This is a genomic window from Desulfosediminicola sp., assembly GCF_048381775.1.
Classification (GTDB): domain Bacteria; phylum Desulfobacterota; class Desulfobulbia; order Desulfobulbales; family Desulfocapsaceae; genus Desulfopila; species Desulfopila ganghwensis.
This window is the reverse complement of record NZ_JBLXGE010000006.1, coordinates 316,726-343,115: the sequence shown is the minus strand read 5'-3', so window position 1 is coordinate 343,115 and position 26,390 is coordinate 316,726. Positions and strand designations below refer to the sequence as shown.

General features: G+C 47.5%; 20 protein-coding genes and 1 tRNA gene. 11 read left to right on the top strand and 10 right to left on the bottom strand.

Annotation, left to right across the window (positions count from 1 at the left end):
- Positions 1–109: 109 nt before the first annotated feature.
- Positions 110–637, bottom strand: a complete 528-nt coding sequence (locus ACN5NT_RS12645) for a hypothetical protein (protein ID WP_136798129.1) — start codon at positions 635–637, stop codon at positions 110–112.
- 176 nt (positions 638–813) lie between these two features.
- Positions 814–3,033, bottom strand: a complete 2,220-nt coding sequence (gene rnr / locus ACN5NT_RS12640) for a ribonuclease R (RefSeq protein ID WP_419175638.1) — start codon at positions 3,031–3,033, stop codon at positions 814–816.
- A 147-nt stretch (positions 3,034–3,180) separates the two neighbouring features.
- Between rnr and ACN5NT_RS12635 the strand changes: the two genes are divergently transcribed.
- Positions 3,181–5,286 carry an HD domain-containing protein gene (locus ACN5NT_RS12635; RefSeq protein ID WP_136798127.1) on the top strand — a complete coding sequence of 702 codons (2,106 nt, stop codon included), beginning with the start codon at positions 3,181–3,183 and terminating at the stop codon, positions 5,284–5,286.
- Between the two features lie 38 nt (positions 5,287–5,324).
- Here the strand turns inward: ACN5NT_RS12635 and ACN5NT_RS12630 are convergent, their stop codons facing one another.
- Both ACN5NT_RS12630 and aat read right to left on the bottom strand, forming a co-directional pair.
- Entirely contained in the window at positions 5,325–5,870 is a 546-nt protein-coding gene (locus tag ACN5NT_RS12630) for a hypothetical protein (protein ID WP_228721398.1), read from the bottom strand.
- Positions 5,857–6,546, bottom strand: coding sequence for a leucyl/phenylalanyl-tRNA--protein transferase (gene aat / locus ACN5NT_RS12625; RefSeq protein ID WP_136798126.1), 690 nt, complete (start codon positions 6,544–6,546; stop codon positions 5,857–5,859). The genes ACN5NT_RS12630 and aat overlap by 14 nt, the downstream gene beginning before the upstream one ends.
- Before the next feature lie 411 nt (positions 6,547–6,957).
- On the opposite strand from aat, the gene ACN5NT_RS12620 reads away from it, so the two are divergent.
- Positions 6,958–9,150, top strand: coding sequence for an AAA family ATPase (locus ACN5NT_RS12620; protein ID WP_419175637.1), 2,193 nt, complete (start codon positions 6,958–6,960; stop codon positions 9,148–9,150).
- Between the two features lie 365 nt (positions 9,151–9,515).
- On the opposite strand, the gene ACN5NT_RS12615 is transcribed toward ACN5NT_RS12620, so the two are convergent.
- Positions 9,516–9,591: transfer RNA gene (locus tag ACN5NT_RS12615), tRNA-Ala, on the bottom strand.
- A gap of 264 nt (positions 9,592–9,855) precedes the next feature.
- Between ACN5NT_RS12615 and ACN5NT_RS12610 the strand changes: the two genes are divergently transcribed.
- From ACN5NT_RS12610 to rodA, 5 genes are all read left to right on the top strand, one after another.
- Positions 9,856–10,893, top strand: coding sequence for a rod shape-determining protein (locus ACN5NT_RS12610; protein ID WP_136798124.1), 1,038 nt, complete (start codon positions 9,856–9,858; stop codon positions 10,891–10,893).
- A gap of 119 nt (positions 10,894–11,012) precedes the next feature.
- Positions 11,013–11,891 carry a rod shape-determining protein MreC gene (mreC, locus tag ACN5NT_RS12605; protein ID WP_167495802.1) on the top strand — a complete coding sequence of 293 codons (879 nt, stop codon included), beginning with the start codon at positions 11,013–11,015 and terminating at the stop codon, positions 11,889–11,891.
- A 16-nt stretch (positions 11,892–11,907) separates the two neighbouring features.
- On the top strand, positions 11,908–12,429 hold the full coding sequence (locus ACN5NT_RS12600) for a hypothetical protein (RefSeq protein ID WP_136798122.1): 522 nt from the start codon (positions 11,908–11,910) through the stop codon (positions 12,427–12,429).
- An 18-nt stretch (positions 12,430–12,447) separates the two neighbouring features.
- Complete coding sequence (gene mrdA, locus ACN5NT_RS12595) at positions 12,448–14,343, top strand: penicillin-binding protein 2 (RefSeq protein ID WP_419175636.1); 1,896 nt, start codon at positions 12,448–12,450, stop codon at positions 14,341–14,343.
- A 47-nt stretch (positions 14,344–14,390) separates the two neighbouring features.
- The gene (gene rodA / locus ACN5NT_RS12590; protein ID WP_136798120.1) at positions 14,391–15,518 is read left to right on the top strand and encodes a rod shape-determining protein RodA; all 1,128 of its coding nucleotides are present in this window, start codon (positions 14,391–14,393) and stop codon (positions 15,516–15,518) included.
- A 128-nt stretch (positions 15,519–15,646) separates the two neighbouring features.
- On the opposite strand, the gene hemH is transcribed toward rodA, so the two are convergent.
- The gene (gene hemH, locus ACN5NT_RS12585) at positions 15,647–16,606 is read right to left on the bottom strand and encodes a ferrochelatase (protein WP_419175635.1); all 960 of its coding nucleotides are present in this window, start codon (positions 16,604–16,606) and stop codon (positions 15,647–15,649) included.
- 322 nt (positions 16,607–16,928) lie between these two features.
- Between hemH and ACN5NT_RS12580 the strand changes: the two genes are divergently transcribed.
- Both ACN5NT_RS12580 and polA read left to right on the top strand, forming a co-directional pair.
- Positions 16,929–17,459: a cold shock domain-containing protein gene (locus ACN5NT_RS12580; RefSeq protein WP_419175634.1), complete on the top strand. Its 531-nt coding sequence runs from the start codon at positions 16,929–16,931 to the stop codon at positions 17,457–17,459.
- A 205-nt stretch (positions 17,460–17,664) separates the two neighbouring features.
- The gene (gene polA / locus ACN5NT_RS12575; RefSeq protein ID WP_419175633.1) at positions 17,665–20,337 is read left to right on the top strand and encodes a DNA polymerase I; all 2,673 of its coding nucleotides are present in this window, start codon (positions 17,665–17,667) and stop codon (positions 20,335–20,337) included.
- 93 nt (positions 20,338–20,430) lie between these two features.
- Here the strand turns inward: polA and ACN5NT_RS12570 are convergent, their stop codons facing one another.
- Positions 20,431–21,729 (bottom strand): citrate synthase, encoded by a 1,299-nt coding sequence (locus tag ACN5NT_RS12570; protein WP_136798116.1) that lies wholly within the window; start codon positions 21,727–21,729, stop codon positions 20,431–20,433.
- Positions 21,730–21,942: 213 nt separating this feature from the next.
- Here ACN5NT_RS12570 and ACN5NT_RS12565 point away from each other — a divergent pair, with 213 nt between their 5' ends.
- Both ACN5NT_RS12565 and ACN5NT_RS12560 read left to right on the top strand, forming a co-directional pair.
- Positions 21,943–22,167, top strand: a complete 225-nt coding sequence (locus tag ACN5NT_RS12565; protein WP_419175632.1) for a hypothetical protein — start codon at positions 21,943–21,945, stop codon at positions 22,165–22,167.
- Between the two features lie 162 nt (positions 22,168–22,329).
- Entirely contained in the window at positions 22,330–23,007 is a 678-nt protein-coding gene (locus ACN5NT_RS12560; protein WP_419175631.1) for a hypothetical protein, read from the top strand.
- Between the two features lie 97 nt (positions 23,008–23,104).
- Here the strand turns inward: ACN5NT_RS12560 and hflC are convergent, their stop codons facing one another.
- The 3 genes from hflC to ACN5NT_RS12545 form a co-directional block, all read right to left on the bottom strand.
- Positions 23,105–24,049, bottom strand: a complete 945-nt coding sequence (gene hflC, locus ACN5NT_RS12555; RefSeq protein WP_419175630.1) for a protease modulator HflC — start codon at positions 24,047–24,049, stop codon at positions 23,105–23,107.
- A 24-nt stretch (positions 24,050–24,073) separates the two neighbouring features.
- A complete protein-coding gene (gene hflK, locus ACN5NT_RS12550) occupies positions 24,074–25,186 on the bottom strand; it encodes an FtsH protease activity modulator HflK (protein WP_419175629.1) in 1,113 nt (370 codons plus the stop codon).
- Positions 25,187–25,370: 184 nt separating this feature from the next.
- Entirely contained in the window at positions 25,371–26,264 is an 894-nt protein-coding gene (locus ACN5NT_RS12545; protein WP_419175628.1) for a rhomboid family intramembrane serine protease, read from the bottom strand.
- Positions 26,265–26,390: the final 126 nt, after the last annotated feature.

The following is a 26,390-nucleotide window of genomic DNA, read 5'->3' as shown; positions in this document are numbered from 1 at the left end:
GTGTTGGCAGAGGGCTTAAACAACAAGCAGAGATTGAACCGTTGTTTCGGTCAATCCCTGCTTGAAGTAATTGAAACTGGCGTCGAATTTCCGCTCGTGCAGAAAAATCTCAGTTTTTCTTGCTGGTGGTATCCATTGAGATTCTGCTGATTTTTTCGTACTCTTCAACCTGCTTGTCAGCGGTAGAAGGCATCAGTCTTTTAAGCAGAGGTACCACACCACTTTCAGATTTTTCGAACAGTCTCTCAGCCTCTTTCAGGGTAACCTGCCAGGCTGGTGCAAACCCTGGAGCTTTTTCGAACATGATGTCGATTGCGGTCTGATAGATGTAGTATTGACGAATCTCTTTTCGACCAGGCTTCTGGTTCAGTGACTGCACAGTAATGCGGAGATTGTCGCGCTCCTGCTTCAGACGGGTTAGCTCTGCCTTACGCCGTTCGTTATCAGTAGAATCGATTTCCAGTTTGGTGTGCAGATGGTTGCGCAGACGGTCAACCTCTTTACTGAGTTCACGTCTGCGAAGCAGTCCGCGAATGTACATAAACGAACACAAGATGATACAGATCACTAAGCCTAAAGCAAGCCCCTTGGCAAAAGGATTGCCGAATAACGACGCAAGCATGCTGGTTTCTTCCATATGAACTATCCTCCAGAACGAGTTAACCGTAAAATATATCTTTAGAAAAAAAAGTATTAATCAGTACCTTCCTGAGAGTACTTAATTCGAAATATTGCAGCAAGTCAAGGTGCAAAAATATCGATCAATATAGGCCCTGTCGGCTGGATGGACTGATTTTTAAGTCTTTCTACTCGTTATTGCTGTGAAGATGGTTCGAAGTAAATTCTGTTTTTATTTCTATCAACATCGCTTGCGGTAACGCTGATGATATCACCAATTTGATAGATCTTGCCGCTTACCTCACCAATGACTCGATGATGTTTGCCGTCAAAGAGGTAATAGTCGTCATTGAGTGACTCGAGTGAGACAGATCCGCTTATGAAGAGATCCAGCAATTCGACAAAGAACGCAAAGTCAGTTACGCCGGAAATGATTGCTTTGAACGATTCACCAAGATGCTTTTCCATATAGAGCAGTTTGAGCCGGTCGGCCATGTCGCGCTCTGATGAGACTGCGGTCCGTTCTCTGCCGGAGAGGAATATCCCGACTTCGTGCAGGTCATTCTTCAATGTGTTTTCTGCCTTGGTCTGTTTTTTGCGTGCGCTCTGTTCCGCCAGCATTGCACAGAGCTCTCTGTGGACGATGAGATCGGGGTAGCGACGGATAGGGGAGGTGAAATGGGTGTAATCTGTAGCTGCCAGGGCAAAATGACCGACATTGTCCGAAGAATATCTGGCCTGCTGCATTGCTCTCAGCAGAAGGTTGTTAACGATATATTCCTTGGGTGAACCTTTACAGAGTTTAAGAACTTTGCCAAACCACTCAGCAGTTGATTCGGGTGGGGGGAGCTGAAGATCGAGCGTCTTGGCGAATTCGCTGAATTCCACAATTTTGTCATGATCCGGCAATTCGTGGATTCGATAGAGGCTTTGACGATGTTTCCTGGTGAAGGTTTCTGCCACCGCTTCATTGGCTGCCAGCATAAACTCTTCGATTATCTGATGGGCAAAATTCCGTTCAGCTCTGGTTATGCTCTCGATATGGCCGTCTGTATCAAGTTGGATTTCGGCTTCGGGCAATGAAAAACCAATAGAGCCTCTCTCCAGTCGTCTGGCGAGGAGTACTCGGGCGAGGTCGTTTGCATGATCAAGCATGGTAAGAAAGGGACCAAAAGCGTTTCGAGTCTCTTCATCTTTATCTATAACAAGCTGGGCAACCGTGGTGTAGGTAAATCTGTTATGACTTTTAATAACGGATCTGCAGAACCGCTTACCGATCCGCTTGCCGGAATGGTCGAAATCCAGGACTGCTGTCACTGCCATTCGACCTACGTTGGGGATAAGGCTGCAAAGATTATTAGACAACTTCTCGGGCAGCATGGGAATTACTCTGCCTGGAAAATATATGGATGTACCCCTTTGATATGCATCCGTGTCGATGGCCGAGCCGGGTTTCACATAGTGAGAGACATCGGCAATTGACACATGGAGTTGGAAACCCTGTGCGGTTTTGGTAACACAGACTGCGTCATCAAAATCTTTGGCTGTTTCCCCATCTATTGTTACATGCAGGATGTCACGTAAATCTTCACGGTCCTCGGTTAGCTTAACGCTTTCATGCAGTTGGTTCGCTTCTGCCAGGGTTTCATCGCTGAAGATGTGTGACAGATGGAACTTTTCAATCACCAGCCGCATTTGTACATCGATATTATCGGCTGGCCCAAGGAGTTCGATGATCTTCCCTTTTATAACAGGCGATGGTTTTTCAGGACGACGGAACTGGGCGATGACTGCAATGCCATTGGCAAGGTTGTCGAAGCCGGCAGGGTTCACTTCGACAGTAAAAGGGAATCTGCTGTCATCCGGGTGAACGAAGCAACCGCGCCGTGTTAATTCTATAGTACCTGCAATTGTGTCTGCCCCAGGGTTCAAAACTTTTAAGATTGTACCTTCAGGGCGTCCGGAAGAGCCGCCACGCCGGGTGTGAACCAGAACCCGGTCGCCGTGCATGGCACCGCCCATCCTGTTCGAAGTGATGTGGATATCCTTGGCCAGATCGGGAGCCTTGGCGTGCTTGACAGCGACGGATACGAAACCAAAGCCTCTCGGATGTTGCTGCAATGTGCCCTCGTAAAGAGGAGCATTGGGACTGAGTTGAAATCTCTTCTTGTCCGCCTTGGTTAATGTTTTAGTATGTAACAGATGAGTAAAAGTACCTTTGACCTCTTGGGTCAGTGTACTCTTTCCGGTAACAGCCCGGGTGATGTCGGCCATGCTTGCCGGTTCTGTGGAGGTGTAGAGGTAGGCCAAAACCTGCTTTTCAAAATGTTGTATTGTTTGGTCTTTCGACGATGATCCTCTTTTGTGAGAGGATTTGGAATGATGCTTTTTTCGTGAGTATCTTTTTTGAGTCATGAAATGAAATTTGTTCCCCCTGAACGGGGAATTCTGTTATTCTGAGACAAGATTGTCTGTTATTTTATTAGTTTTCTTCAGTGTAGCATGGTTTTAGCGGGCAGATATATATCTGTGCCGATGCTGGCATGCGCCTAAAAGGAGAGTATGCGTCGTATTCCTTTTGATATAGTTTCTTACCGTCGGCAGATGCTTGACCTCTTGGGAGATTCTCCGGATCAGGTTGTTTTCTGGGAAGCACTCGATTTTGCAATTGAGGCCCATTATGATCAATGGCGTAAATCTGGTGATGCGTATATCCTTCATCCTTGTTCAGTTGCCAAAATTCTAGCCGAAGAGATGGATATCATCCATCCGGAAATTCTTGCTGCTGCACTGTTACATGACACTGTTGAAGATGTGGAGGAAGTGACGGCTGAAGTGGTAGGTGATCGATTTGGTCACTATGTTCAGGCAATCGTTGAGGGTTGCACAAAAGTAACGCATGTTTCGGGCAGTAAGCAACATAATTCCCAGAGAACGCACAGAAAAATATTTTCAGGTGCGGCACTGCGACCGGAAGTTATGCTTGTTAAACTTGCCGACCGGCTGCACAATCTGCGTACCCTGCAGGCATTGCCGCGCAAGAAGCGCCAGAGAATAGCTGATGAAACAATAGATATTTATGCGCCTTTGGCAACCGTGTTCGGCTTATTTACCATTAAGAGGCAGATGTATAATCTGGCTCTGCTTTTTAAATATCCCAAACAGGGTGCTAAGCTTAACAGTCATATCAGGCAGTTGGGCAAGTCACCAATCGGCCTGGAAATAGTACAGGCACTCAGGCAGCAGGTGAAGGCATATGAGCTTCCCGCCGAAGTGAATATGCGTACTAAAGAACTTTGGGCCTATTACGATGCTACCAACCGGTTGCTCCTGAAACGCATCGAAACTCCGATGGAGATCGTTATTGTCGTTAAAGATCGCCATTCCTGTTATCGCGCCCTGGGCATAATCAACGAGACATTCCGTCCTATTCCCCGAACTATTCGTGACTTTATAGCCAATCCGAAGCCGACAGGCTATCAGGGGCTCCACGCAAGGGCTATCATTAAGGGTCAGAAATTCCTCTTTAAAATACGGGACTATGAGATGGCCAGAAAGGCTCAGCGGGGCCTTTTTCGTAACTGGAGTTCCAAGTCGGGTAAGCAGGGACATTTTGTCAAAGAGGTTCAGGAGCTCTTCGATGTATTGAGTTCAGACGAGTCGTTCTCGTACCGGGATGTCATCGCCGCCAGTGGCAAGAAAGAAATTTACACCTATACGCCCCAGGGAGATCTTATCTGTCTGCCGTTTAAATCAACGGTTCTCGACTTTGCCTTTCGGGTTCATACTGAGATTGGCCGGACCTGTCTCGGTGCGATGATACGAAATACCAGGGTGCCTGCTGATCATGTGCTGACGGATGGTTCCATGGTCCGAATCATACGAGCCAAGGAGCCGGTTCGCTTTGAGCAGCATGTCATTAATATCTGTAAGACGCCCAGGGCCAGAGCTGAATTGGCCAGGGGATTCAGGATTCGGCGGAGAAGAGTTACCCGTCAGGTCGGTGAATCGCTTCTCAGGCAGGAGATGCTCCGTTACGGTTTCCCGTTTCATGTTCTGGAGGGGGAACCATTGCTTCAACTGCTCAGGGATTTCCATGTCGACACGCTGGAGGAACTTTACGGTCGTACTGGTGAGGGGCGTCTGCGGCTTTATGATGTTATGGCCAGGATTAAAAATGATATGTTCGATGGTGTGTCTCCACTTTTCACACCAACCGGAGCCTTTAATAAAATTCAGCTGACCACACTGGATCCCGTAGTTGTGAAGCTCTCTTCCTGTTGTAAGCCAAACCCTGCCAACAAGGATAATTGCGCGTTACTCACCGAGAAGGGATTCTCAGTACACCACAAAAAATGCACTCGATTGCACTCCATCAAGTTCAGGCGCGAAGACGCGGTAAATATCAGCTGGCAACTTCGGGAAACATCTGTGCGCAAGCAACAGGAGTTGCACATCCTACGGGCGTCCCGGGCTGAAGTTATGCAGTCCCTGGGAAATGCACCAGAAGAATTGGATGTCACCCACCTTCAGCTGCTTTCTAAATATTCCACCCTTGAGCCGGCCTGGCAACTTAACTTCAAGGTGCCGAACCTGCATGCACTGCACAAGGTCTTGCGGCACTTCGACAAGTCCAATATCCCCTATGAGTTTTACCTGGAGTGCTGATCACCTCCAGCAGGTTGCGAAACACTGCTCTGAAAAGATCAGGGTGTTTCAACTTCGTGTCTGGCAATATCCTCTGGGCGGTTCGCATACTTACTGAGAACCTTTACCAGCATATCCGGTAGATCGTCGCGTTGCCTGGAGCTTCTGTGTAGTTGGGTTAGGGTCTTTTCCAGAGTCAGATCTTCACCAAGTGCTATATGCCGTAAAACCAGGGAGACCAGCCGGGTAATTGTTGTCAGATTGGATATTCTTGACTGAAGGTGCTGGTCCCGGTCAAAGGCAGTGGAAGCAAAAATTTCAACTGGTTCACCTTTCATTTCGCTGATGGAGACGTACCAGCTATTGTGTTCCCGATCTTTAGTCCTGTAGCGAACAGCATCCAGAACTTCCGGAAGTACCACCGGATCGCCATTTTTCCTTTCTGGCAGCAGATTTTTGATTCGAGTGACCCGATCTTTGTCTCTGGCAATCATTTCCGCGATCGACCCGCATTCGGAGCAGAGTTCAAGGTTATCAAATGGGGTCAGTTCTCTTTCCTTTATACAGCCTGGACAGGTTCCTGTTCTCTTCTCATTTTTGCTCATTCGTCCACCTACCATCAGGGTTGGATGATTGGATATATTTATCCAACAATTGTTGAAACGTTTTTCCCTCAACCTCTCGTGCTCCGAAGCGGAGCAAGTGTTCCGTTGTCATCTGGCAGTCAACCAGCTGAACCCCAATTCTTTTGAGGTGTTCAATCAGCGCAACAAAGGCTATCTTTGAGCCATCAGTAATCCGGGTGAACATCGATTCTCCGAAAAAGACCTTGTCTATCAGAACCCCGTAAAGACCACCGGCGAGTAGGCCTTTTTGCCAGCACTCGACGCTATGACAGTAGCCACGCCTGTGTAATTCGATATATGCGTTTTGCATTTCATTAATGATCCAGGTCTCTTCACCTTTTTTGGTCCTGCAGCTGGCGCAGTTATGGATGACCTGCTCAAAATCCCGATCAAAGCTGATTTCAAACGGTTGCTTTCGGATGGTTCGGGCTAATCTTTTAGAGACCCTGAGTTCGTTGGGAAACAATACCAGTCTCGGGGCAGTGAACCACCAGAGAATAGGATCACCTTCCGAGTACCATGGGAAAATCCCGTTACTATAAGCTTTAATGAGACGTTCGGGGCTGAGGTCGCCGCCTACGGCAAGCAGCCCGCTATCCTCTGCGAGGTCAGGGTGGGGAAATACAATATTATCTGTTAGTTGAAATACTGGCATGAATGAAGTTAACCGTAGTTTTCCAGGATGTCAATAATATGCGATGCAGAGCAATCGGCAGAGGGAAAATGCATCTGTATCGTAAAATACTCATTAAAATATTAAACACAGAGCCTGTTACGTACCAACAAGAGACCTGCCGGAAAAGCTCATCTTTTAAATAAAGTTGTACCAGGCGATTATGGATATTGAAGGCAGCGAACTGCCGGATCGATTTCAGAGCGGTTGAAGCGAAGTGCCGACAATGGTAGGATTGGTGCGCGATTGGTCATATAATGGCAGGATTAGGTGAATGGTTGTACCTGTTCCAAGTGAAAGGACAACAGGAATTGAACGTTACAGCGAGATTGGAATTGCTGCAAAATGTCTGGTTTATGATTAAGGGCGGCAGTTCCAGATGGATATAGAGAAATGAAGATAGACGACAAAATGACAGAGGCCACCCCTAAGGAATTTTCACCTTTTTCTGAGGAGTTTATTCCGCAAAATTTTCATCCCGAGATAGGGCGTCTGAATCTATTGAAGAATATCAGGCAGGACCTGGCGGAAGGCGTGCCAATGGTGGTGGTAACCGGAGAGGCGGGAAGCGGCAAATCGGTAATAGGTAAGATGGTTGCCAACGAATCAGTTGATGGCTGCCGGCTGATATATTTTAGTAAGACTGTGCTGTCATTTGAAAATGTTGTAAAGGTCGTTGCCCGGATTGTCGGGGTCGAGGTGACAGATCTTACAAGAAAAGGCGTCGCGGCGGCGGTGGGGGAGATCGCCGAATCAGCAGCAAGTTTATCTGAGCGTTTGACGTTGGTTTTCGATGGCGCAGAACGAATATATCTGGCTACACTCGAGCGCATTCGTAAAATGCTGGACATGGTTAACGCTAACAATTTCCGTATGCAGATCCTCTTTATAGGCCGGCCTGGCCTGTTGGAGAACTTGGAACAGTTGCATATTTGTAATCTGAATGAGGTTGTTGAAAAACGTTATGGTCTGCAACCGCTGAGTGAGTCTGAGACCGCCCTGTATATTGAAATGTGTACAGGGCGTCTGGCTCAAGTCGATGCCGGTTCGTTTACTACGGAAGCTGTTGCGCGAATTAATCAGGTCTCGAGGGGAAATTTCAGGAAGATCAATAGCTGCGCAGACGAAGTGCTGAAACGAGGAAACTCAGGGGCTTCCTTTTGTGTCATGTTGGAAAATGCAGAAAGCGGCGAGGGTGGAACCGGAGCAGGGATTAAAGGGGCAGTACTACCTGGGCCTGGCGGTTATTCAAACAAGAAGATGTTGATGGCAGGTGGAGCCATTGTGGCCACTCTTGCTGTTGTTTTTGTGTTGGTGACAGGCAATAAAAAAGAGAGCTACGAACCAATTGAAGCTGTTGCCGGGCAGCGGCCTATTATTGAAGAACCTGAAACAATATTAGAGCAGGCATCAGCCGAAATCGGTCTCACAGAAAGAAAACAGCCTGAACAAGGTACACCGGCAGGGCATGATGTTATTGTTGATAATAGTGCCGGTTTAGAAAATGAACCCACCACAATAAATGAAATAGAGATTGATGAGTTGGTTGCTCTCAAATCAGAATTGCCGGAAGGCGCCGCCGAAGCGAGTACATTGAAACAGGAAGCGTCAGGAGTTGCAGACCTGTCCGAAGACTCCAGCCAGATAGTTAAACCAGATCTGTCCAAGGCATATGCTGAGGAAGCCGATAAGGAAGAAAATTCGGTGATCATTGGTGATGACGATTTCGTCAAGGAAGTAGTCAGCATAGTACCACAGCCCACAGTTGGGAAAAAAATTATTGAAGAGCGGGTAACGCGCAAGCCGGTGACTCTGAAAAAAGGTTCCGCTAAAAGGATTGTGGCAGAAGAAACCGAATCATCTGAATCACAGGGCGGGGCAGAAGAGATCGTGGCTGAGATCGACGGCACTGTTCAAACCGAAGCAGAGAGTGTCGTTGAAGGTCTCTCGAATGAGGATATAGACCTGATATTTGAAAAGTCTCTGGACGATTCCACCGAAAACATTGAGTTTCAGCCCGGTGCGCCTGTAACTGAGATGACTGAAGTAAAACCGGCCAGTACAGAACATTTGAGGGCGGGACAGGATACAGTCGGAACCGTGAGCGCAGAGCCAAAAAAAGTAATAAAACCAGCTGAAGCTACCGTCTCAAGTATCAATATACAGGGTTCGAATATCAAGAAAGTCCCTGAAATGGAGAGTGCTGTTATTGAGTCTTCGGTAACAAAAGTTGATTTGGTAACAGATCCGGGCTTGGAGAATGAATACTTCCGCCGCCTGGCCGCAGGTGAGAACTGGTTGCATGGTGAAAGTGACAGCAAATATACCATGCAGCTCATGGTGCTCTCAGCCGAAAATGCGCAGGAAAATATTGAGCAGATGCTTGACGCCGAAGAATATAGACAGGAAGCCGACAACTTTTTCATCCTGGAAGACAGACAAAATTCCGGGCAGGTGTATGTGTTCTACGGGGAGTACGAAACGATGGAGGCTGCGCGGATGGCACGAGACGCAATCTCTGATGCACTGCGGGAACATAGCCCCTATGTGCTTTCGGTTCCGGTGGCTGTTCAAAAGCTTCTTTAAGCTCTGTGCTCCATAACCGGATTAAAAGGGTCATGTGAGGAACACTTCATTTTTCTTATTTCAGATGAGGGAGCTTATTCAATCCCCTGCGATGATTATCACTGCACCAATGTTTTTTGGGTCTGCATGTATACTTTGTCATGAGGGAATGTGCAGCAAGGGTGCTTACTATCGGGCAGGGCATACCATAAGTAGTTAAAATTAAACTATGGGTGTGTATTTGATTGTGCATCGATGATGCTGTTGTTCGTGTGGAGCCAGTGTGGCAAATGTGTGCTGAGTCGGACGACGGGATGATGGAAAGTGAAGTGTGACGCAAAAAGAAAAGGTTACACAAAATTAATTGTGTAACCTTTTTATATCTGTGGTGGAGCTAGGCGGGATCGAACCGCCGACCTCTTGAATGCCATTCAAGCGCTCTCCCAGCTGAGCTATAGCCCCACATTTTGCTCTCTGCAATTTGTGACCGATTATATACCTGGCTTTGAAATCGCTGTCAACGAAATTTCTTCTATTATTGTAGCCGACACCTAATTTGTTGCCAAACCCTATGGTGGTTTGTTATGGTTTGGAGTTTTGTAAGTGATCTCTTAGAGACCTTGAATTTACGCGATTGAGGGGGGTAAAACACCAAGTCGATATCCCGCTGAATTGATCATCTAATTTCCCCACTGAAGGTGGTTTTTTTACTCCAAGGAAGGCTGTATGTATTCACCATTTAACTTTCTTTTTGGTTGGCTCTCTAACGATCTTGCAATAGATCTAGGCACAGCCAATTGTGTGTTGTACGTCAAAGGTAAAGGGATCGTGTTGCGTGAGCCCTCCGTTGTTGCGGTCCGCCAGGATGGCAGGATGAGCAAAGTGCTTGCAGTTGGGCAGGAGGCGAAAATGATGCTCGGCAAGACACCGGGCAACATCAAAGCAATCAGGCCGATCAAGGATGGCGTAATCGCCGATTTTGAAGTGACTGAGGCTATGCTACGTTATTTCATCAACAAAGTTCATAACAGGCGTACCCTTGTTCATCCGCGTATTATGATCTCGGTTCCATCCGGAATTACCCAGGTGGAAAAGCGTGCGGTAAAAGAATCTGCAGAGTCGGCCGGTGCCCGCGAAGTATATCTCATCGAAGAGCCAATGGCAGCCGCGATCGGTGCAGATTTGCCTATTACTGAGCCGACAGCGAACATGATCATCGATATCGGTGGTGGCACCACAGAGGTTGCAGTGATTTCCCTTGCCGGAATTGTTTATGCCAAATCAGTTCGTGTTGCTGGCGATAAGATGGATGAGGCTATTCTGCAGTACATCAAGCGCAAACATAACCTGGCGATTGGTGAGAGAACTTCAGAGTCGATTAAGACCACTATCGGTAATGTTATGCCGGAAGAGCCATACGAGACCATGGAAATCAAGGGACGCGACCTGGTTTCAGGTGTTCCGAAAACTCTCACTATTTCAGCCGACGAGATTCAGTCTGCAATTGCCGAGCAGGTAGACGTGATTGTTGAGGCCGTAAGGGTGGCACTTGAGGTGACTCCACCAGAACTTGCTGCTGATATCGTCGATCAGGGAATTGTGCTGACCGGTGGTGGAGCACTGTTGAAGAATCTTGATAAGTGCTTGAAAGAGGCTACAGGAATGCCGATTATCGTAGCAGATGATCCGCTTTCTTCAGTGGTACTTGGCTCGGGCAAGGCTCTGGACAATCTGGATATTCTGCGAGAAGTCACCATCTATTAACCGGCTTGCACAGGCCGTTTTTTCGCCTGGCAGGTTGTGTTGGAATGTATCGGTTCAACCTGGCGGTTGGACGCCAAGGTGGTATCGGTTTCTAGCCGATGAATGTTAAGTGGAGATCCGTGAGAAATCGAGCGAAAGCGAGAAATGGACAATCTGGCCTGCTTTCAGTGCGAATCCTGCTATTGTTCGGGACTCTGCTGGTGGTGGGCCTTCTTTTGCTTGCCTCAATGCTGGGCGGGCGCTTTGGGGCGTTGCACAGGGTAACGCTTGACCTGATAGCTCCATTGCAATCAGCGGTCACGCACTCATTATCCGGGGTCGCGGCGATAAAAGACGATTATATAGCCCTGATCGAAGTCAGAGAAGACAATAAACGGCTGAAGGCGTTGGTCGATAAGTACATGCTGGAGTTGAGCGAACGTCGGGAAGGGTATCAGAAGTACAAACACTACGAGGAGTTGCTTGAGTTCAAACAGCAAGAGGGGTTTGGCCGTATAACCGCACGAGTTGTGGGTAAAGATCCGTCACTCTGGTTCCAGACTATAATTATTGACCGTGGCTCGGAAGATGATGTGGTTGAGGGTATGGTGGTGGTCAATCCGCGCGGGGTGGTAGGCCAGATTATTCATGCTTCTGAAAATTATTCCAAGGTCTTGCTGGCAAATGCGCCCAGTAGTGCAATTGATGCAATGCTTCAGAAAAACAGAGTGCGCGGCATCTTAAAAGGTGCCGGAGAGCATGGCTACGTACTGCAGTATGTTCTGAAAAATGATGATGTCGCAAAAGGTGATTATATTGTAACTGCCGGTATCGGTGGTATATTCCCGGCTGGTATTCCGCTGGGGCGTGTCTCCAATGTTCGCATCATGGAGCGTGGCATGTTTCAGGAAATAGAGGTTGAGCCGAGCGTGGATTTTCAAAAACTTGAAGTAGTTTTTGTTGACCTCACTGACCGTAAAAAAATCTTGCGTGAAATGTATATGGAGGCAGAGAGATAGTCAGATGCTGGTTGCCATGATCTATCTTCTCCTGGGGGTTTTGCTGGTTGTAGTGCAAACCTCCATGCTGCAGCTTCTACCCGGTAATTTCGCCCGACCTGACATAATATTTCTGTTGGTTGCTTTTTCTGCATATAAGCTGCCCTGGATACCCGGGGTGTTCCTGTCGTTTTCACTGGGGTGGATGCTCGATGTGCTTGTAGCGGCAAATCTGGGTTATTACCCGTTCATTTTCCTTGCGGTTTTTGTCATCCTGAAGACTATCACTGTCAACAGTCCGGTCAAAGAGAGTGCCTATCAGATTCCAATGGTTGGCGTAAGCTATTTCCTGCTGCAGATCGGGTTGTATTTTTTCGCAACCATCTCCGCGGCTCATGCTATACCAGATTGGTCCTGGGGGCAGGTTGTCCAGGACACCTTACTGCTCATATTAGCTGCAATTCCATTTTTCCTTGTTTTCAACAGCCTCTATGAGCATTTGCAGATGCGCAGTGCACGATCTCGGCGCTTGAAAAACAGAACGAGGAACCCGCTTTAAGCGTAGAGGGAAAAGTATATGAAGTTGTTTTTTAAAGAGGTCGAGGAATTCAGCGAGCGGGACGAAGAGGCTGTAGACCTTTTGCGGAGACGTTTGCTTGGCGGAATCGCTGTTATTATACCATTTTTCTCGATTATCATATCCAGGCTCTGGTCATTGCAGATTCTCCACGGCGATGATTACAAGGAACATGCTTACAGTAACAGGGTGAGAGTTCAGGAAATAGCAGCTCCCCGTGGCCACATACTCGACAGAAAAGGGCGTGAGATTGTTACCAACAGGCCTTCTTTTAATGTGGTTCTCATGCGTGAGGACAGCCATGACATCGAGGATGTCCTGAAACATCTTGCGCCGGTGTTAAAGGAAGATATATCCCTTCTCTGGGAGAGGATTCGCAAATCCTCGGGAGTGCCACGGTATTTGCCGATCACTCTCAAAGAAGATATTGACTGGCAGACCCTAGCCTATATTGAAAACCACAATCAGGAATTTCCAGGTATTCGTATTGAGGTGAAACCTGTCAGGGTGTATGAGTACGGGAATCTTGCCTCCAATACTATCGGTTACCTTGGTGTGATCAGTAAGGCAGAGCTTGAAAAGTCAGATCAGGAAATCTATAGCGGCACGGACCTTGTTGGCAAGCAGGGGTTGGAGAAGCTCCGCGAAGCAGATCTCAGGGGTGGCAAAGGACATCGCTATATTGAAGTAGATGCCAGAGGTTTTGAACGCAAACAGCTCAAACAGATCGATCCCTTGCCGGGCAATCAGATTTACCTCACTATAGATGCCGAACTGCAGAAGGTTGCAGAGAACCTGATGGATAGGGATGAGCGCGCTGGTGCAGTAGTTGCCATGGAGGTGAAGACCGGGCGCTTGCTCGTTCTGGCAACAACGCCGTCAATCGTGCTCGATCAGTTCATCGGCGGTATCTCACACAAGAACTGGAACGCCCTGCGTGATAATCCACAGCATCCGTTGCTGAACAAGATTGTCCAGGCAAACTACCCGCCTGGCTCAACCTACAAGATGGTCATCGGTCTGGCTGGCCTCGCGAAAGGTCTGGTTGATCGCGAAACCAAAATCTATTGCCCTGGTCATTATTCTCTCGGCAATAAGACGTATCGCTGCTGGAAGCATAGCGGGCATGGTTCCGTAAATCTGGAAGAGGCTCTTGAGCAGTCTTGTGATGTTTACTTTTATCAGTTAGGGCAGTGGCTTGGGGTTGATACTATAGCAGAGTATGCCAAAAAATTCGGCCTGGGTGAGAAAACCGGCGTGGAGATGGAGCATGAAAAAAGTGGCCTCGTCCCTACCAAGAATTGGAAAAGGCAGCGGTATGGTGAAAGATGGCATGACGGTGAAACAGTAATTGTGGCTATTGGCCAGGGCTATAATCTTGCAACGCCTATCCAGCTCACGGTAATGACAGCTGCTTTGGCGGCCAATGGTAAAAGAATGCAGCCGCAGTTGATAGAGAAAGTTGTCGATCCCAGCGGTGAAGTTACCGATACATTTGAGCCGATAGTTGTGGCCGATGAAAAATTCGATTCCCGGTTTATGGATATCATTCATCAAGGCATGGTAGACGTGGTTCACGGGCGAAAAGGCACTGCTCGTAAAATTGCGATCGATGGCCTGACAATAGCCGGTAAGACTGGTACATCCCAGGTCGTTCGTGTGGCAAAGTACCGTGGATTGAAAGACGATGACATTCCTTATAATTATCGGGACCATGCACTTTTCACCTGTTATGCGCCGGCGGATGACCCTGAGATTGCGTTGACTGTCATTGTCGAGCATGGGCTTGGCGGGTCCTCGACTGCAGCACCTATCGCCAAGGTAGTCCTTGAGAAGTATTTCGAGGATTATCTTAATGAATTACAAGGGAATGAAGAAAAGGAAAATCAAGCCTGATTGAAACCGGTCAAAAAGGAGTTTCAGCCAGGAGAGAGGATATATATATGATTCGTGTTGACCGGCGGCATTTTGAAAATTTTGATTTCGTACTGCTGCTGCTTATTCTACTTGTTTGTGGTATGGCACTGTTTAATCTTTACAGTGCTTCCTACCCACCCAAACCATATGGGACACCACCCTATCTGAGGCAGGCGTATTTTTTCCTGATGGGTGCGGCCTGTTGTCTGGTCATTCTGAGTTTTGACTATAACGATCTGCATATCTGGAATTATCCGTTCTATTTCCTTGTTATCATGCTTTTACTCCTATCGTACTTTGTCGGCAGTAAGGCAGGTGGTGCACAGCGTTGGATTGACCTTGGTTTTTTTAATCTTCAGCCCTCAGAACCTGCCAAGCTGATGCTTGTCATTTCCTTGGCCAGCTATTATTCCAGAAAAGAGGTCATCGACGGTTATAACCTCAAGCAACTGCTCATGCCCATCTTGCTGACAGGCTTTCCCTTTTTGCTGATCTTGCTGCAGCCGGATCTCGGTACGGCGCTGATGCTTGGCATCATCTTTGTGTCGATGACGCTCTTTGTAAAAGTGAAATTTTCCACCATCGCAACTTTAGGGACCTCCGCTTTGGTGGTGGTGGTTTTCGCCTGGGAAAAATTACTGCGACCTTATCAGAAGCAGCGCATTCAAACCTTTCTCAATCCCGAGCAGGATATGATGGGCAGTGGGTATCAGATTTTTCAATCCAAGATTGCTGTAGGCAGTGGTGGAAAATTCGGTAAAGGATATATGGAAGGTACCCAGGGACACCTGCACTTCTTGCCGGAGCGGCACACCGACTTTGCTTTCTCGGTCTGGGGAGAGGAGTGGGGATTTGTTGGTTGTCTTTTCTTTCTCGGTTGTTATTTTTTTATGCTGCTCTGGGGACTGTATGTGGCGATGAATGCCCGCGACAGGTTTGGTGTATTGCTTGCGTATGGAATTGTTATGTTGATCTTCTGGCAGGCGGTAATAAATCTCTTGATGATACTCGGATTTTTACCGGTTGTTGGTATTCCTTTGCCACTGGTTTCCTATGGCGGGTCCTCTCTGTTGACCACTGTCGCGGCGTTGGGAATTTTGATGAATGTGCGGATGAGAAGATTTCAGACCCATAATCCTCCCGGGGTGACCTAGTCATCAACTGCGGATCTGTTGTTGGAACGGTAGGGATATTTTACCTGGACCTGTCTGACTCAAGACAATAACTGAATGGGGATGAGCTGTATGCTGGCAGCTCATCCCCATTTTTTTCTATACAGCAGCTAGTTGTTTTTGAGTTGTCTAAGAATGATGGAGCGCAGGGACGAGATGAAAGCTGGGTCAGAGTTGAGCGAGGGAGTTGAAATAAGGCGAACTCCCAGCTCTGCGGCGTGATCTTTAAAAAGCATATCAATCTCATAAAGCGTTTCAACGTGATCTGAAACGAAACTTATCGGCACCATCAGAATGTTTGTACACCCGTTGGCTGCCAGCCTGTCTATGGTCTCAGATGTTTCAGGCGAGAGCCACTCGACGGGGCCACTTCTCGACTGGTAACACAGTGTTCCCTTGAGCTGCAACCGCTCCTCGATACCGGTGATGGTTTTAGCGAGCTCATCAACGTAGGGATCACCTTCTTTGATAAACGACACCGGCAGGCTGTGCGCGCTATAAACCAACTCGAATGGCTCTCCCTTGAATTCCTCTGCGGTAGCAGAGATTCGTTGGGCCAGAACATCGAGATACCCAGGTTCTTCCGGCCACGAACGGACAATCTCCAGCGGGATTTGAGGCATACACCTTTTATGGGTAGCGATCAGGTCGTTAATGGAAGATCCGGAGGTTGCCTTGGTGTAGTGCGGGTAGAGAGGCAGGGCGATAATTTTTGCAACACCATTGTCCGCTAACTCGGTGAGGGCCTCCTCACAGCTCGGCGCCCAGTACCGCATAGCAACACGAACGATGAACTTCCCGTCTGCGGATAATTCTCTTTCCAGCCGGGCAGCCTGTTGCTCACTTATTTTTCTTAGCGGAGAGCCACCACCTATTTTTTTATAGATGGACTGACTTTTGGCAGCTCTTCGTCTGGAAATCAAACGGGCGAGTGGCTTCTGCAAAAAAGAAGGCCCTAGTTTAATTATGTCTCTGTCGGAAAAGAGATTGTAGAGAAACTGAGGGACATCTTCAAGAGTGTCCGGGCCGCCCATATTGAGCAGAACAATACCTACTGGATGATTATTCATTTAATCACGAATAGTTAAAGGGGTGGTGATCGGAAAGGCGAATACATTCTACTGTATTCCCTGTCAATCCGCCATACTTTGCCAATATTCGATATCGAATTCGTTTGGATCATAATTTTCTTGTGCCTAAACAACTTCCCTAAGCTTGATTCTGAGCCTCTGCGAAATATACTGTAAGTAAAGGTGATGAACGAGAGTGGCTGAAGGTTATCTCTGGCCGGTAAGGCGCTCTGTTCTGAAATCATCAGGGAATGCGCTACGTCGCATGCAGTGGATGGTGGAGAAAGTGCACCACTATCGAAGTATTCAACGGAGGAACTCTATGGAACTTAAGATCGAAGCCCGGAATGTTGAGTTACGCAAAGGATGGCAGACTAAGATCGAAGAGGAGAAGAACAAGTTGGTGCGTCATTACGCCGGTCTGGTTCTTCACCTGCGCGTCTCCATCGAAGGAACTGCTCATCATAAGGAAGGAGGGTTTGAGATCAAGATTATCGCGACTATTCCGAATGACACAGTAGTTGTTGCCAGAAAAGGAGAAACCGTTCGACCGCTGCTGACAGAGGCCTTTGATATCCTGGCTTTACAGTTAAAGGAATGTCTTCGCAAGAAGAGGAAAAACGTTAAGGCACACACCAACGATGAAACAGATAAGATAGGAGTTATTCGTAAACTATCCCCTTTTGAGTCATATGGTTTTATAACCTCTTTTGATAACAGAGATATCTATTTTCATGAAAATGCGCTGAAAAATATTGATATGGAGCAGCTTACCGAAGGAGACAGCGTCTATTTTGGTGAAACAATAGGAGACAAGGGGCCGCAAGCCTCATGGGTAAGGCCCGCAAGGTAATAGTAGAGTCTCATATTAACATTTCAGGCCGCGGACGTTTTTTGTCTGCGGCCTTTTTTATTGAGCGTTTTTCTGTGCCAGGGAATGAATGGGTAATGTTCTTTCGCAGTAATGGCAGAGATTAAAACATGCGTAGAAATCGGTGATGCGGTATAGATAGGTCAAACATTTTCATATAAACACAGTCGCCAAAGGAGTTCATTTCGTGAAAGAAGATGTCTACTTAATAGATGGCAGCGCCTATATTTACCGAGCGTACCATGGGGTTAAACCTCTCTCCAACAGTAAGGGCATGATGACCCACGCTGTTTTTGGATTCATAAATATTCTTCGACGCATCATGCGCGAACGCGACCCGAAATACATTGCAGTTGCCTGGGATAGCCGAGGACCTGTCTTCAGACATGAAATTTATAAGGAATACAAGGCCAACAGGCCGCAAATGCCGGAAGATCTCGCCCAGCAGCTTCCCTATATCCGGGAGTTTGTAGCGTCTTCAAATATACTCTGTCTTGAAGAACAGGGGATTGAGGCAGACGATCTCATTGCTTCATCGGCCAGGAAACTTGCCGAAAAAGGCCATAACGTTGTCATCGTCTCCGGAGACAAGGATCTGTTGCAACTGGTTGGTGATTCCATTGTCATGTGGGACCCCATGAAAGACAAAGTCATGGATTCTGAGGCTGTTGTCGAAAAGTATAAAGTCACCCCGGATAAACTTCTGGAAATCTTCGCCCTCATTGGCGATAGCTCCGATAACGTCCCAGGTGTGCCAGGAGTAGGGCAGAAAACCGCGGAAAAATTGATTGCCGAGTTCGGCGACCTTGATGGTCTCTATGCAAATGTTGAGTCGATGAAAAAGTCAAAGATGAAAGAGCGACTCATCGAAAACAGGGAATCCGCCTATCTTTCCAAAGATTTGATCAGGCTCAAGGAGGATGCCGAAGTACCAGTGGCACTCGATGTCTATTCGATTCAGAAACCGGACGATGCAAAACTTGCCGCACTCTTTACTGAACTCGAGTTTACCACCTTTCTGAAGGATATCGATACGTCGGAGAAAATATCGACAGACGGATTTTCACTGGTTACCGATGAGGGTGAGCTGAAGGCGGTTGTAGAAAAATTGCAAGAGTGCGGTTCGGTGGTGTTCGATACTGAAACCACCTCGCTTGACGCTCGCGTGGCCAAACTGGTGGGTATTTCTCTCTGTGCAGACTCAGATCAGGCCTGGTATGTGCCGGTTGGACATCGTGACGAAGCAGGGGAACGGGTGGCAGGCCAACTTGATGAGGAGTTGGTTAAATCAATACTGGAGCCGCTGTTTTCCGATCCGACCATTGCCAAAATCGCTCATAATCTGAAATATGATTTTACCGTACTCGATCAGCATTGGGGCATTCGCCTTGCTGGCAGACTGATCGATACCATGATTGCGGCTCACCTGCTTGAAGTTCCAGGGCGTTCATTGAAGCTTGATGATCTCTGTTTTGAGCGCGGCATAAAAATGACAGCCTTTAAGGATGTCGTCGGCAAAGATAGTCGTGAAGACTGCTTTGCCTATGTAGGTCTGAAAGAAGCATGTGATTACAGCTGTGAAGATGTTTATGGCACCCTGCAACTCTGGCAGGAGTTCGAACCGCAGATAGTTGAGAAAGATCTCGACCAGCTTTTTTATGATCTCGAAATGCCGCTTGTCCCGGTATTAGCCGATATGGAGGTGAGGGGAATCTGTGTGGATGAGCAGATTCTGAAAGAACTCTCGCTTGAGTTCGCGGGCAAACTCGAAGCAATTGAGGCAAGCATTTATGAACTCGCAGGAAAAACGTTTAATATAAATTCACCTAAGCAGCTTGGACAGTTACTTTTTGAGGATTTAGAGCTTCCCCATGGCAGGAAGACAAAAACAGGCTATTCGACCGATGTTAAAGTGCTTGAAAAACTTGCCTCTAAGCACGAACTGCCAGCCCTCATCCTTGAGTACCGTACACTCGCCAAACTGCAGTCGACATATGTGGATAAGCTGGCCTCTCTGCGTGATAAAATTACTGGTAGAATCCACACTTCATTCAACCAGGCAGTTACTGCTACCGGACGTCTCTCGTCCAGTAATCCTAATCTGCAGAATATTCCGATTCGAACTGAAGAGGGCAATCGGATTCGCCAGGCGTTCGTGCCGGCGGAGGGCTATACTTTTGTGTCTGCTGATTATTCTCAGATCGATCTTCGGGTTCTGGCCCATTACTCGCAGGATGAGGCCCTGCTCGCAGCTTTTAACGCAGGAGAGGATATTCATTCCAGAACGGCGGCACAGATCTTTGGAGTATCCCCTATGCTGGTAACTCCGGATATGCGCAGAGTTGCCAAGAGCATCAATTTCGGAATTGTTTACGGCATGAGCAGTTTTGGTCTCTCCAACCAGCTGAATATCAGCAGAAAGGATGCGCAGAATTTTATTGATAAGTATTTTGCTCACTATTCCGGAGTGAAACAGTTTATGGAGGATATTGTCGAGCAGGCGAGAAACGATGGGTATGTGACCACCTTGATGCATAGACGCCGAGGCTGTCCCGAGATAGATGTTAAGAACAAAATGCGCAGAGAATTTGCAGAGCGCATGGCGATTAACACCCCAATCCAGGGTACAGCAGCCGATATTATCAAGCTTGCCATGCTGCAGGTTGAGCACAAGATCGCAGAAACAGGCAGCCCGGCAAAGCTGTTGCTGCAGATTCACGATGAACTCGTTTTAGAGGTACCTGAACATGCGGTTGAAGAGACCAGCGAGATGGTTCGATTGGCCATGGAAGGCGCTATGAAACTTGATGTGCCGTTGGTGGTTAATGTTGAGATCGGGAAAAGTCTGGCTAAATCCTGATAACCATTTTTGCATGGGCGTAATTGCAAAAGAAAAGGGAGTGATCCAGCCGGATTCGCTCCCTTTTTATTTTGCAGAACCGGGTATGCTGAATTACTTGCGCTGGTGCATCGGTATGAATTGTCGGAGATTGTGGCCAGTATATACCTGTCGGGGTCTGCCGATTTTTGAATTGTGTTTATCTTCTTTCATTTCACGCCACTGGGCAATCCAGCCTGGTAGTCGGCCGAGAGCAAACATAACGGTAAACATATTTGTGGGAATGCCTATGGCCCGGTAAATGATACCGCTGTAAAAGTCCACATTGGGGTAGAGGTTTCTGGAGAGAAAATAATCGTCTTTTCTTACGCGTTCCTCAAGTTCCAGTGCAATGTCAAGTAATGGATCCTCAATTTCAAGTGCAACAAGCACTTCATGGCAGGCATCCTTGATGATTTTAGCACGCGGATCGAATGTTTTATATACCCTGTGGCCGAAACCGGAGAGCCTGAACGGATCATTTTTATCTTTGGCTTTCTCTATATATTTCTTGTAATTACAGTCATCTGCATAGATCAGTTCGAGCATTTCAAGAACTGCCTGGTTGGCACCACCATGGAGCGGCCCCCAGAGGGCGCTGATGCCTGCTGAGATCGAAGCGTAGAGGTTAACTCCGGCGCTGCCTACCAGGCGGACAGTTGATGTTGAGCAATTCTGCTCATGGTCGGCGTGGAGAATGAGCAGTTTGTTCAATGCGGAAGCCACTTCAGGTTTGATGACGTAGGGCATATTTGGACGATCGAACATCATGTGCAGGAAGTTCTGCACATAGTTCAATTTTGCATTGGGGTAGACCAGTGGATGGCCTATATTCTTTTTATAGGAAAAGGCTGCGATTGTTCTGATTTTTGACACTAGTCGTGCAGTGGTTACAATAATTCCGCCATAAGGATCTTCTTCGACATCCATTTCCGGGTAGAAATTGTGCAGCGAACCAACCATGGTGGAAAGGATGGACATTGGTGAGGCGTTAGGCGGGAAGTGATCGAAGAAATGGATCATGTCCTCATGAATCAGGGCAAACCGACGCATATCCCTTTTGAACTGTTCGAGTTGCTCAAAGTTCGGCAGTTCCCCATTGAGGATAAGGTAGGCTACTTCGATGAACTGGCAGTTTTCTGCGAGATCTTCAATGGCGTAACCGCGGTAGTTGAGAATTCCTTTTCCGCCGTCGAGATAGGTAATGGAACTGGTGCAGGAGCCGGTATTCATGTAGCCGCTGTCGAGAGTGATGTAGCCGCTATCTTTAAGTAGCGTTCTGATATCAATAGCTTTTTGACCAGCAGTACCTTCAACGATCGGAAGAGTATAGGTTTGACCATCAATACAAAGCTGCGCAAATTCCTGGGACATAGGTATACCTCGTAGCTGTTGAAACGGTGACCAGAAATGGTAACACACACTTCAGTAATTTATTCGGCAAGCGTTAGGGAAAGTTACTGCTGATTGATGCACAGACGGTACGATTACAGTAGAATGAAAATGTCTGGGTGCATGAAATTTGCTGCCGAAAGGAGCGGTCCTGGCGGGCTGGCATGGTGCTGATAGCGGGGTGAACAGACGACCATGTTGGGACCGTATTTCCATCGATTCGTCAGTAATATAGCCGAAAATAGAGAACAACGCAATTTTTCTTTTTATTTCGACGTGGTTGCCCGTCAGGCGGGGCATAGCGGTTCGCATGAGGCTGTACGAAGGTGTTACGCAACAATCAAAGTTGCGCTCTTGCAGGTAGCCACCTGTCAGCTCATGAGCTGGGGTACTGTTTTGATGGGTGAGCACCACTCCTGAATGTATTTCAAGCTACTGTTTGCGACAATTTTTAGTGCCTGGTAAATGACGGGTGTGTAATTTATAGCGTTTTGCAAAAAAAAGTGACTGAGGTTTAGCCAGGCAGTGTGGCCTGAAAATACTACTTTTACATTGAGAATTGATAATACAGGAGTCAGGAAAATGATGTTGCCCGAGAAGTCCCAGCAGAAGTTGATCGGAGAACTAGATATATTTATCGAGTACGGGGTAACCGATTCCGAGAGAGATTCAGCGAAAAAATTGGTCGAGAAATACAAAAATAACTCTGAAGCGCTGGAGGTTTTGCTTGAGTTTTACAGGGTGTTGCCGGAAACCCGGGAAGAGGCTGTGGTAAAAATTCAGCGACTGGACACTATTCAGGGAGTCATCCTGTTGGCGTTGACTACTGCCAACCATGTGTATAATGCTGTGGTATCTGAAGGGCAGGCACAAATCCTCGGAGAATTCAATCAGGATGAAGTACCCGCTGACATCCTTCAGTTTTTCGGTCATGGCACGAATGATGAGTTTGTTAAGTCCTACAGCCCGATCGAAGAGCAGGAAGAACTTGCAGTAGAAATTGGCGAAGAAGTCTGCCCCGCCTGCCAGGTTGCAGTGGGCCAGGTTCATGTACTGGGTTGCCCTGTGGAGATTTGTCCATGGTGTGACGGTCAGTTGAATAAATGTAACTGTCGCTTTGAAAAGCTCGATGTCGAGAGTCTTGAGTCAAATGCAGAATTGGATCAATTCCAGGAACTGCTGGAGACGAAAGGACGTATACCGTATAAACCTGAGCAGAAACCAGCTTATCCCGGAACAAGTGATGGCCTGGATTCGTAATCAAGCTGTGAACCTGCTTTAATTACGCCAATAAAAAAGGGGGACGTTGCGCAAGCAATGTCCCCCTTTTTCGTTAGTACTCCGAAGTTCTGTCAGCTTATTTGGTTGGTTCTACACTTTTCAGGTAGCGATAGAGATCGGAATCCGAAGAGATAACCAGATTGGTGTTACCACCAATGACCTTATCATAGCTTTCAAGAGTCTTGAGGAACTGATAGAAGTCAGGGTTCCGAGAGTAAGCATCACCATAAATCTGGGTTGCCTCGGCATCAGCATTACCGCGGATTATCAGTGCTTCACGGTTGGCGTTGGAGATGATCTCCTTCAGCTCTCGCTCAATGGTACCGAGAATCTCATTCTTCTGACCTTCACCGAAAGAACGTTTCTCTGCAGCGATTCTCTGTCTTTCGGAGATCATTCTGTCATAAACTCTCTCACGTACGGATTCGATGTAGTTGACGCGTTTGATCATTACGTCAACCAGCTCAATGCCGTATTGTGGGGTTGCCCTGCCTGCGGTCTCGAGGATAATGTCGGCAATCTTGTCGCGACCCATCACCGGTCTGGTCCCCATAGCCTCATTACTGATGCCGGGGGTCATGGTATCTTCAGACCAATCAGAACTGCGGATAATCTCAATCAGATTATTTTTGTTCACCATATCGCGAACGGTACCGCCGATAATGTCATCCAGAAGGGACTGGGCCCGAACCTCAGAACCACTTGCTGCCTGCAGATACCGGAGTGCGTCGGAGATTTTCCAGCGAGCGGTAATGTCGAGGAACACGAAAGTCTTATCATTGGTAGGGATCTGGTTTGGTTCACCGTCCCAGATCTGGATCTTCTTTTCAAACTCATTAACCTGCTGGATAAATGGCATCTTTAAATGCAGTCCGGCATCGGTTACGGGGTCGCCGACAGGTGCACCGAACTGGGTGACAACAGCCTGCTGACCTTCTTCTAAAATATAAAAGCCGTCATATATGACAGTGATAGCCAGGAGAATGAGGCCGACTGAGAAAAACTGTATTATTTGTTTCATCTGTGCTTCCTTATGGTTTCCACACTAGTTGGTCTTCGGGGCTGCGATAGCTGGTGAGCTGCCAATGTTCAAAAGCGGAATTGGCGACTGCTGATTCTCGTCGATGATGTATACAGACTCGACATTGGGCAGCACGTCCTGCATCGTCTCGATGTACATACGGGTGCGGGTTACCTCGGGTGATTTTTCGTATTCTTTCAGAATGGAGAGGAACCTGTCTGTCTGACCGTTGGCTTCGTTCAATCTCTCAGCGGCGTAACCACGAGCCTCTTCCATAATCTGCAGTGCGGTACCGCGAGCTTTAGGGATAACTTTGTTGTACTGGGCCTGTGCCTCGTTAACCAGACGTCTCATGTCCTGGTCGGCAGCGTTCACTTCGTTAAAGGCAGGTTTAACCTGTTCCGGTGGATTGATATCCTGGAACTGTACGGTAACCAGAGTGACACCAGCCTCGAACCTGTTTAGCTCTGTCTGCAGTTCGCTCTTTACGCTTGCAGCGAGCAGGTCACGGTTACTGAGAACATAGTCGAAGTCCATGTTACCCACGACACGACGGGTCACACTTTCGGAGGCATCGTGAACAGACTGTTTGACATCTTTTACTTTGAAAAGATACTGGTAAGGGTCGCTGATTTTGTACTGAACGATCCAGGCAACGTTGATGACGTTTTTGTCTGCGGTCAGCATCAGTGATTCCATTTCATAGGCGCTTCTGTCAAATGAACTGACTTGGCTGGAGCGGGTTCTGAAACCGAATTCCTGCTTTCTGATCTGCCCAATATCGACTTTGTACAGAGCTTCGAGGTAGGGAAGCTTGAAGTGCAGACCCGGGTCAACGGTACGAACGTATTTACCAAGTCGAAGTATTACACCGACTTCACTGGGCTGGATCTTGAATACCGATGAGTAGACACCTTGGATCATGATGAGCACAAGGATGATAGCTAGAATTTTGCTTATGCTGGCAAAAGGATTGACCGGCTTGCGTTCTGGCGTGGAGCCGTTTGGGCCGGGACTTTGTTTCTGGTTTTCCGAGAAGAAATCCTGCAGCTTTTTTATAAGCTGTGCAACCATTTCTTCCGGAGTCTGGGGCTTGTTTTTGCGGCCCCAAGGAGGCTGTTGATCCTGCATGGACATAGAAAAATCTCCTAAACTGAAATGTTCCGGATAACACTGAGTTAACCATGTCAGTGTCCGGGTGAAAAAAAGTGAATAACTCTATAAGCTTTTAATTCTAAACAGGTAAGTCTTTACTGTTTTAGATGCTACCAAATCGTATCAATATTTCAACCCGATTCGGCGGTTGGGCACGGGTATGGCGTCAATTGATAGCATAATACCATGCCATGAGTACAATAAACCAGCTTGATAGTGCCAGTATAAGCTGCAGTTTAAATTTTTCCCTCTGTCTAAGGACCGTCTCAAAACTTAAAAATAAACCAGTAATAAGCCCTGTTGCCAAGCCGTAGAAATGGGCGCCCAGGTCTGTTCTTTCTCCGCTACTGCCGAGCATTGCCAGCAGCGCAGCCCCTGCCATGAGCGGTAGCAGCAGTCTGGCTGGACGTTTCAATTTGTAATGTCGGAAATTAATAGCAGATAATATTCCAATTACCGAGAAAACCGCTGTGGAAAAACCAACAGAGAGATGGCCTGGTCCGTGACCTATGACATTCAGCATATTGGCAGAAGTTGCAGCAACAAGCAGGGCGGCAAGACCTATTCCGTTTCCGAGGATGCGAAAATAAAAGTGCAACAGAAAAGCGCCAAGAAAGCAATTACTCAACAAGTGAACTATGTCTGAATGAAGTGTCAGTGCAGTTACCAGCCGGTAATATTCCCCATCGTTAAGAATCTGGCTGGAGTTGACTGCGCCTTGTTGAAACCACTCCGACAGTGGTGACCAGCTTCCGGTAACAGAAAAAAAGAGAACCATTATGCCAATCAGGAGCAGGGTGTGTGCCTGAAATATTGGGGCAAATTGATCCTGAGCCGGTTGGCTTGGCGGCCAGTTTCGATTTTCCTCGATAAAGACACCCAATTCGTAATCGGCCTTGGGGTAATCCCGACGGTTGACGTGTATCTCCCAGTTGGCGGAATCAATCTTTTGCACAGTGTGATTGATTCGTGCTGCAGAGAGCACCAGTGAAAAGAGGTTTGCCTGTTGTTGGTTATTGGTCTGGGTAACTGTCTGGGTAGGGTGCTGGTTTTCAGTCACGTTCAATCCTGGAAATTACGGGGAGCATCCTGATGTGCGTGTAGCGAGGTTATGTAGATGAGGTTGCGTGGTTTGTGTTGTCAGGCGTTTTTTCTCTCATAACTTATCAGCCTCTACAATAGGTCC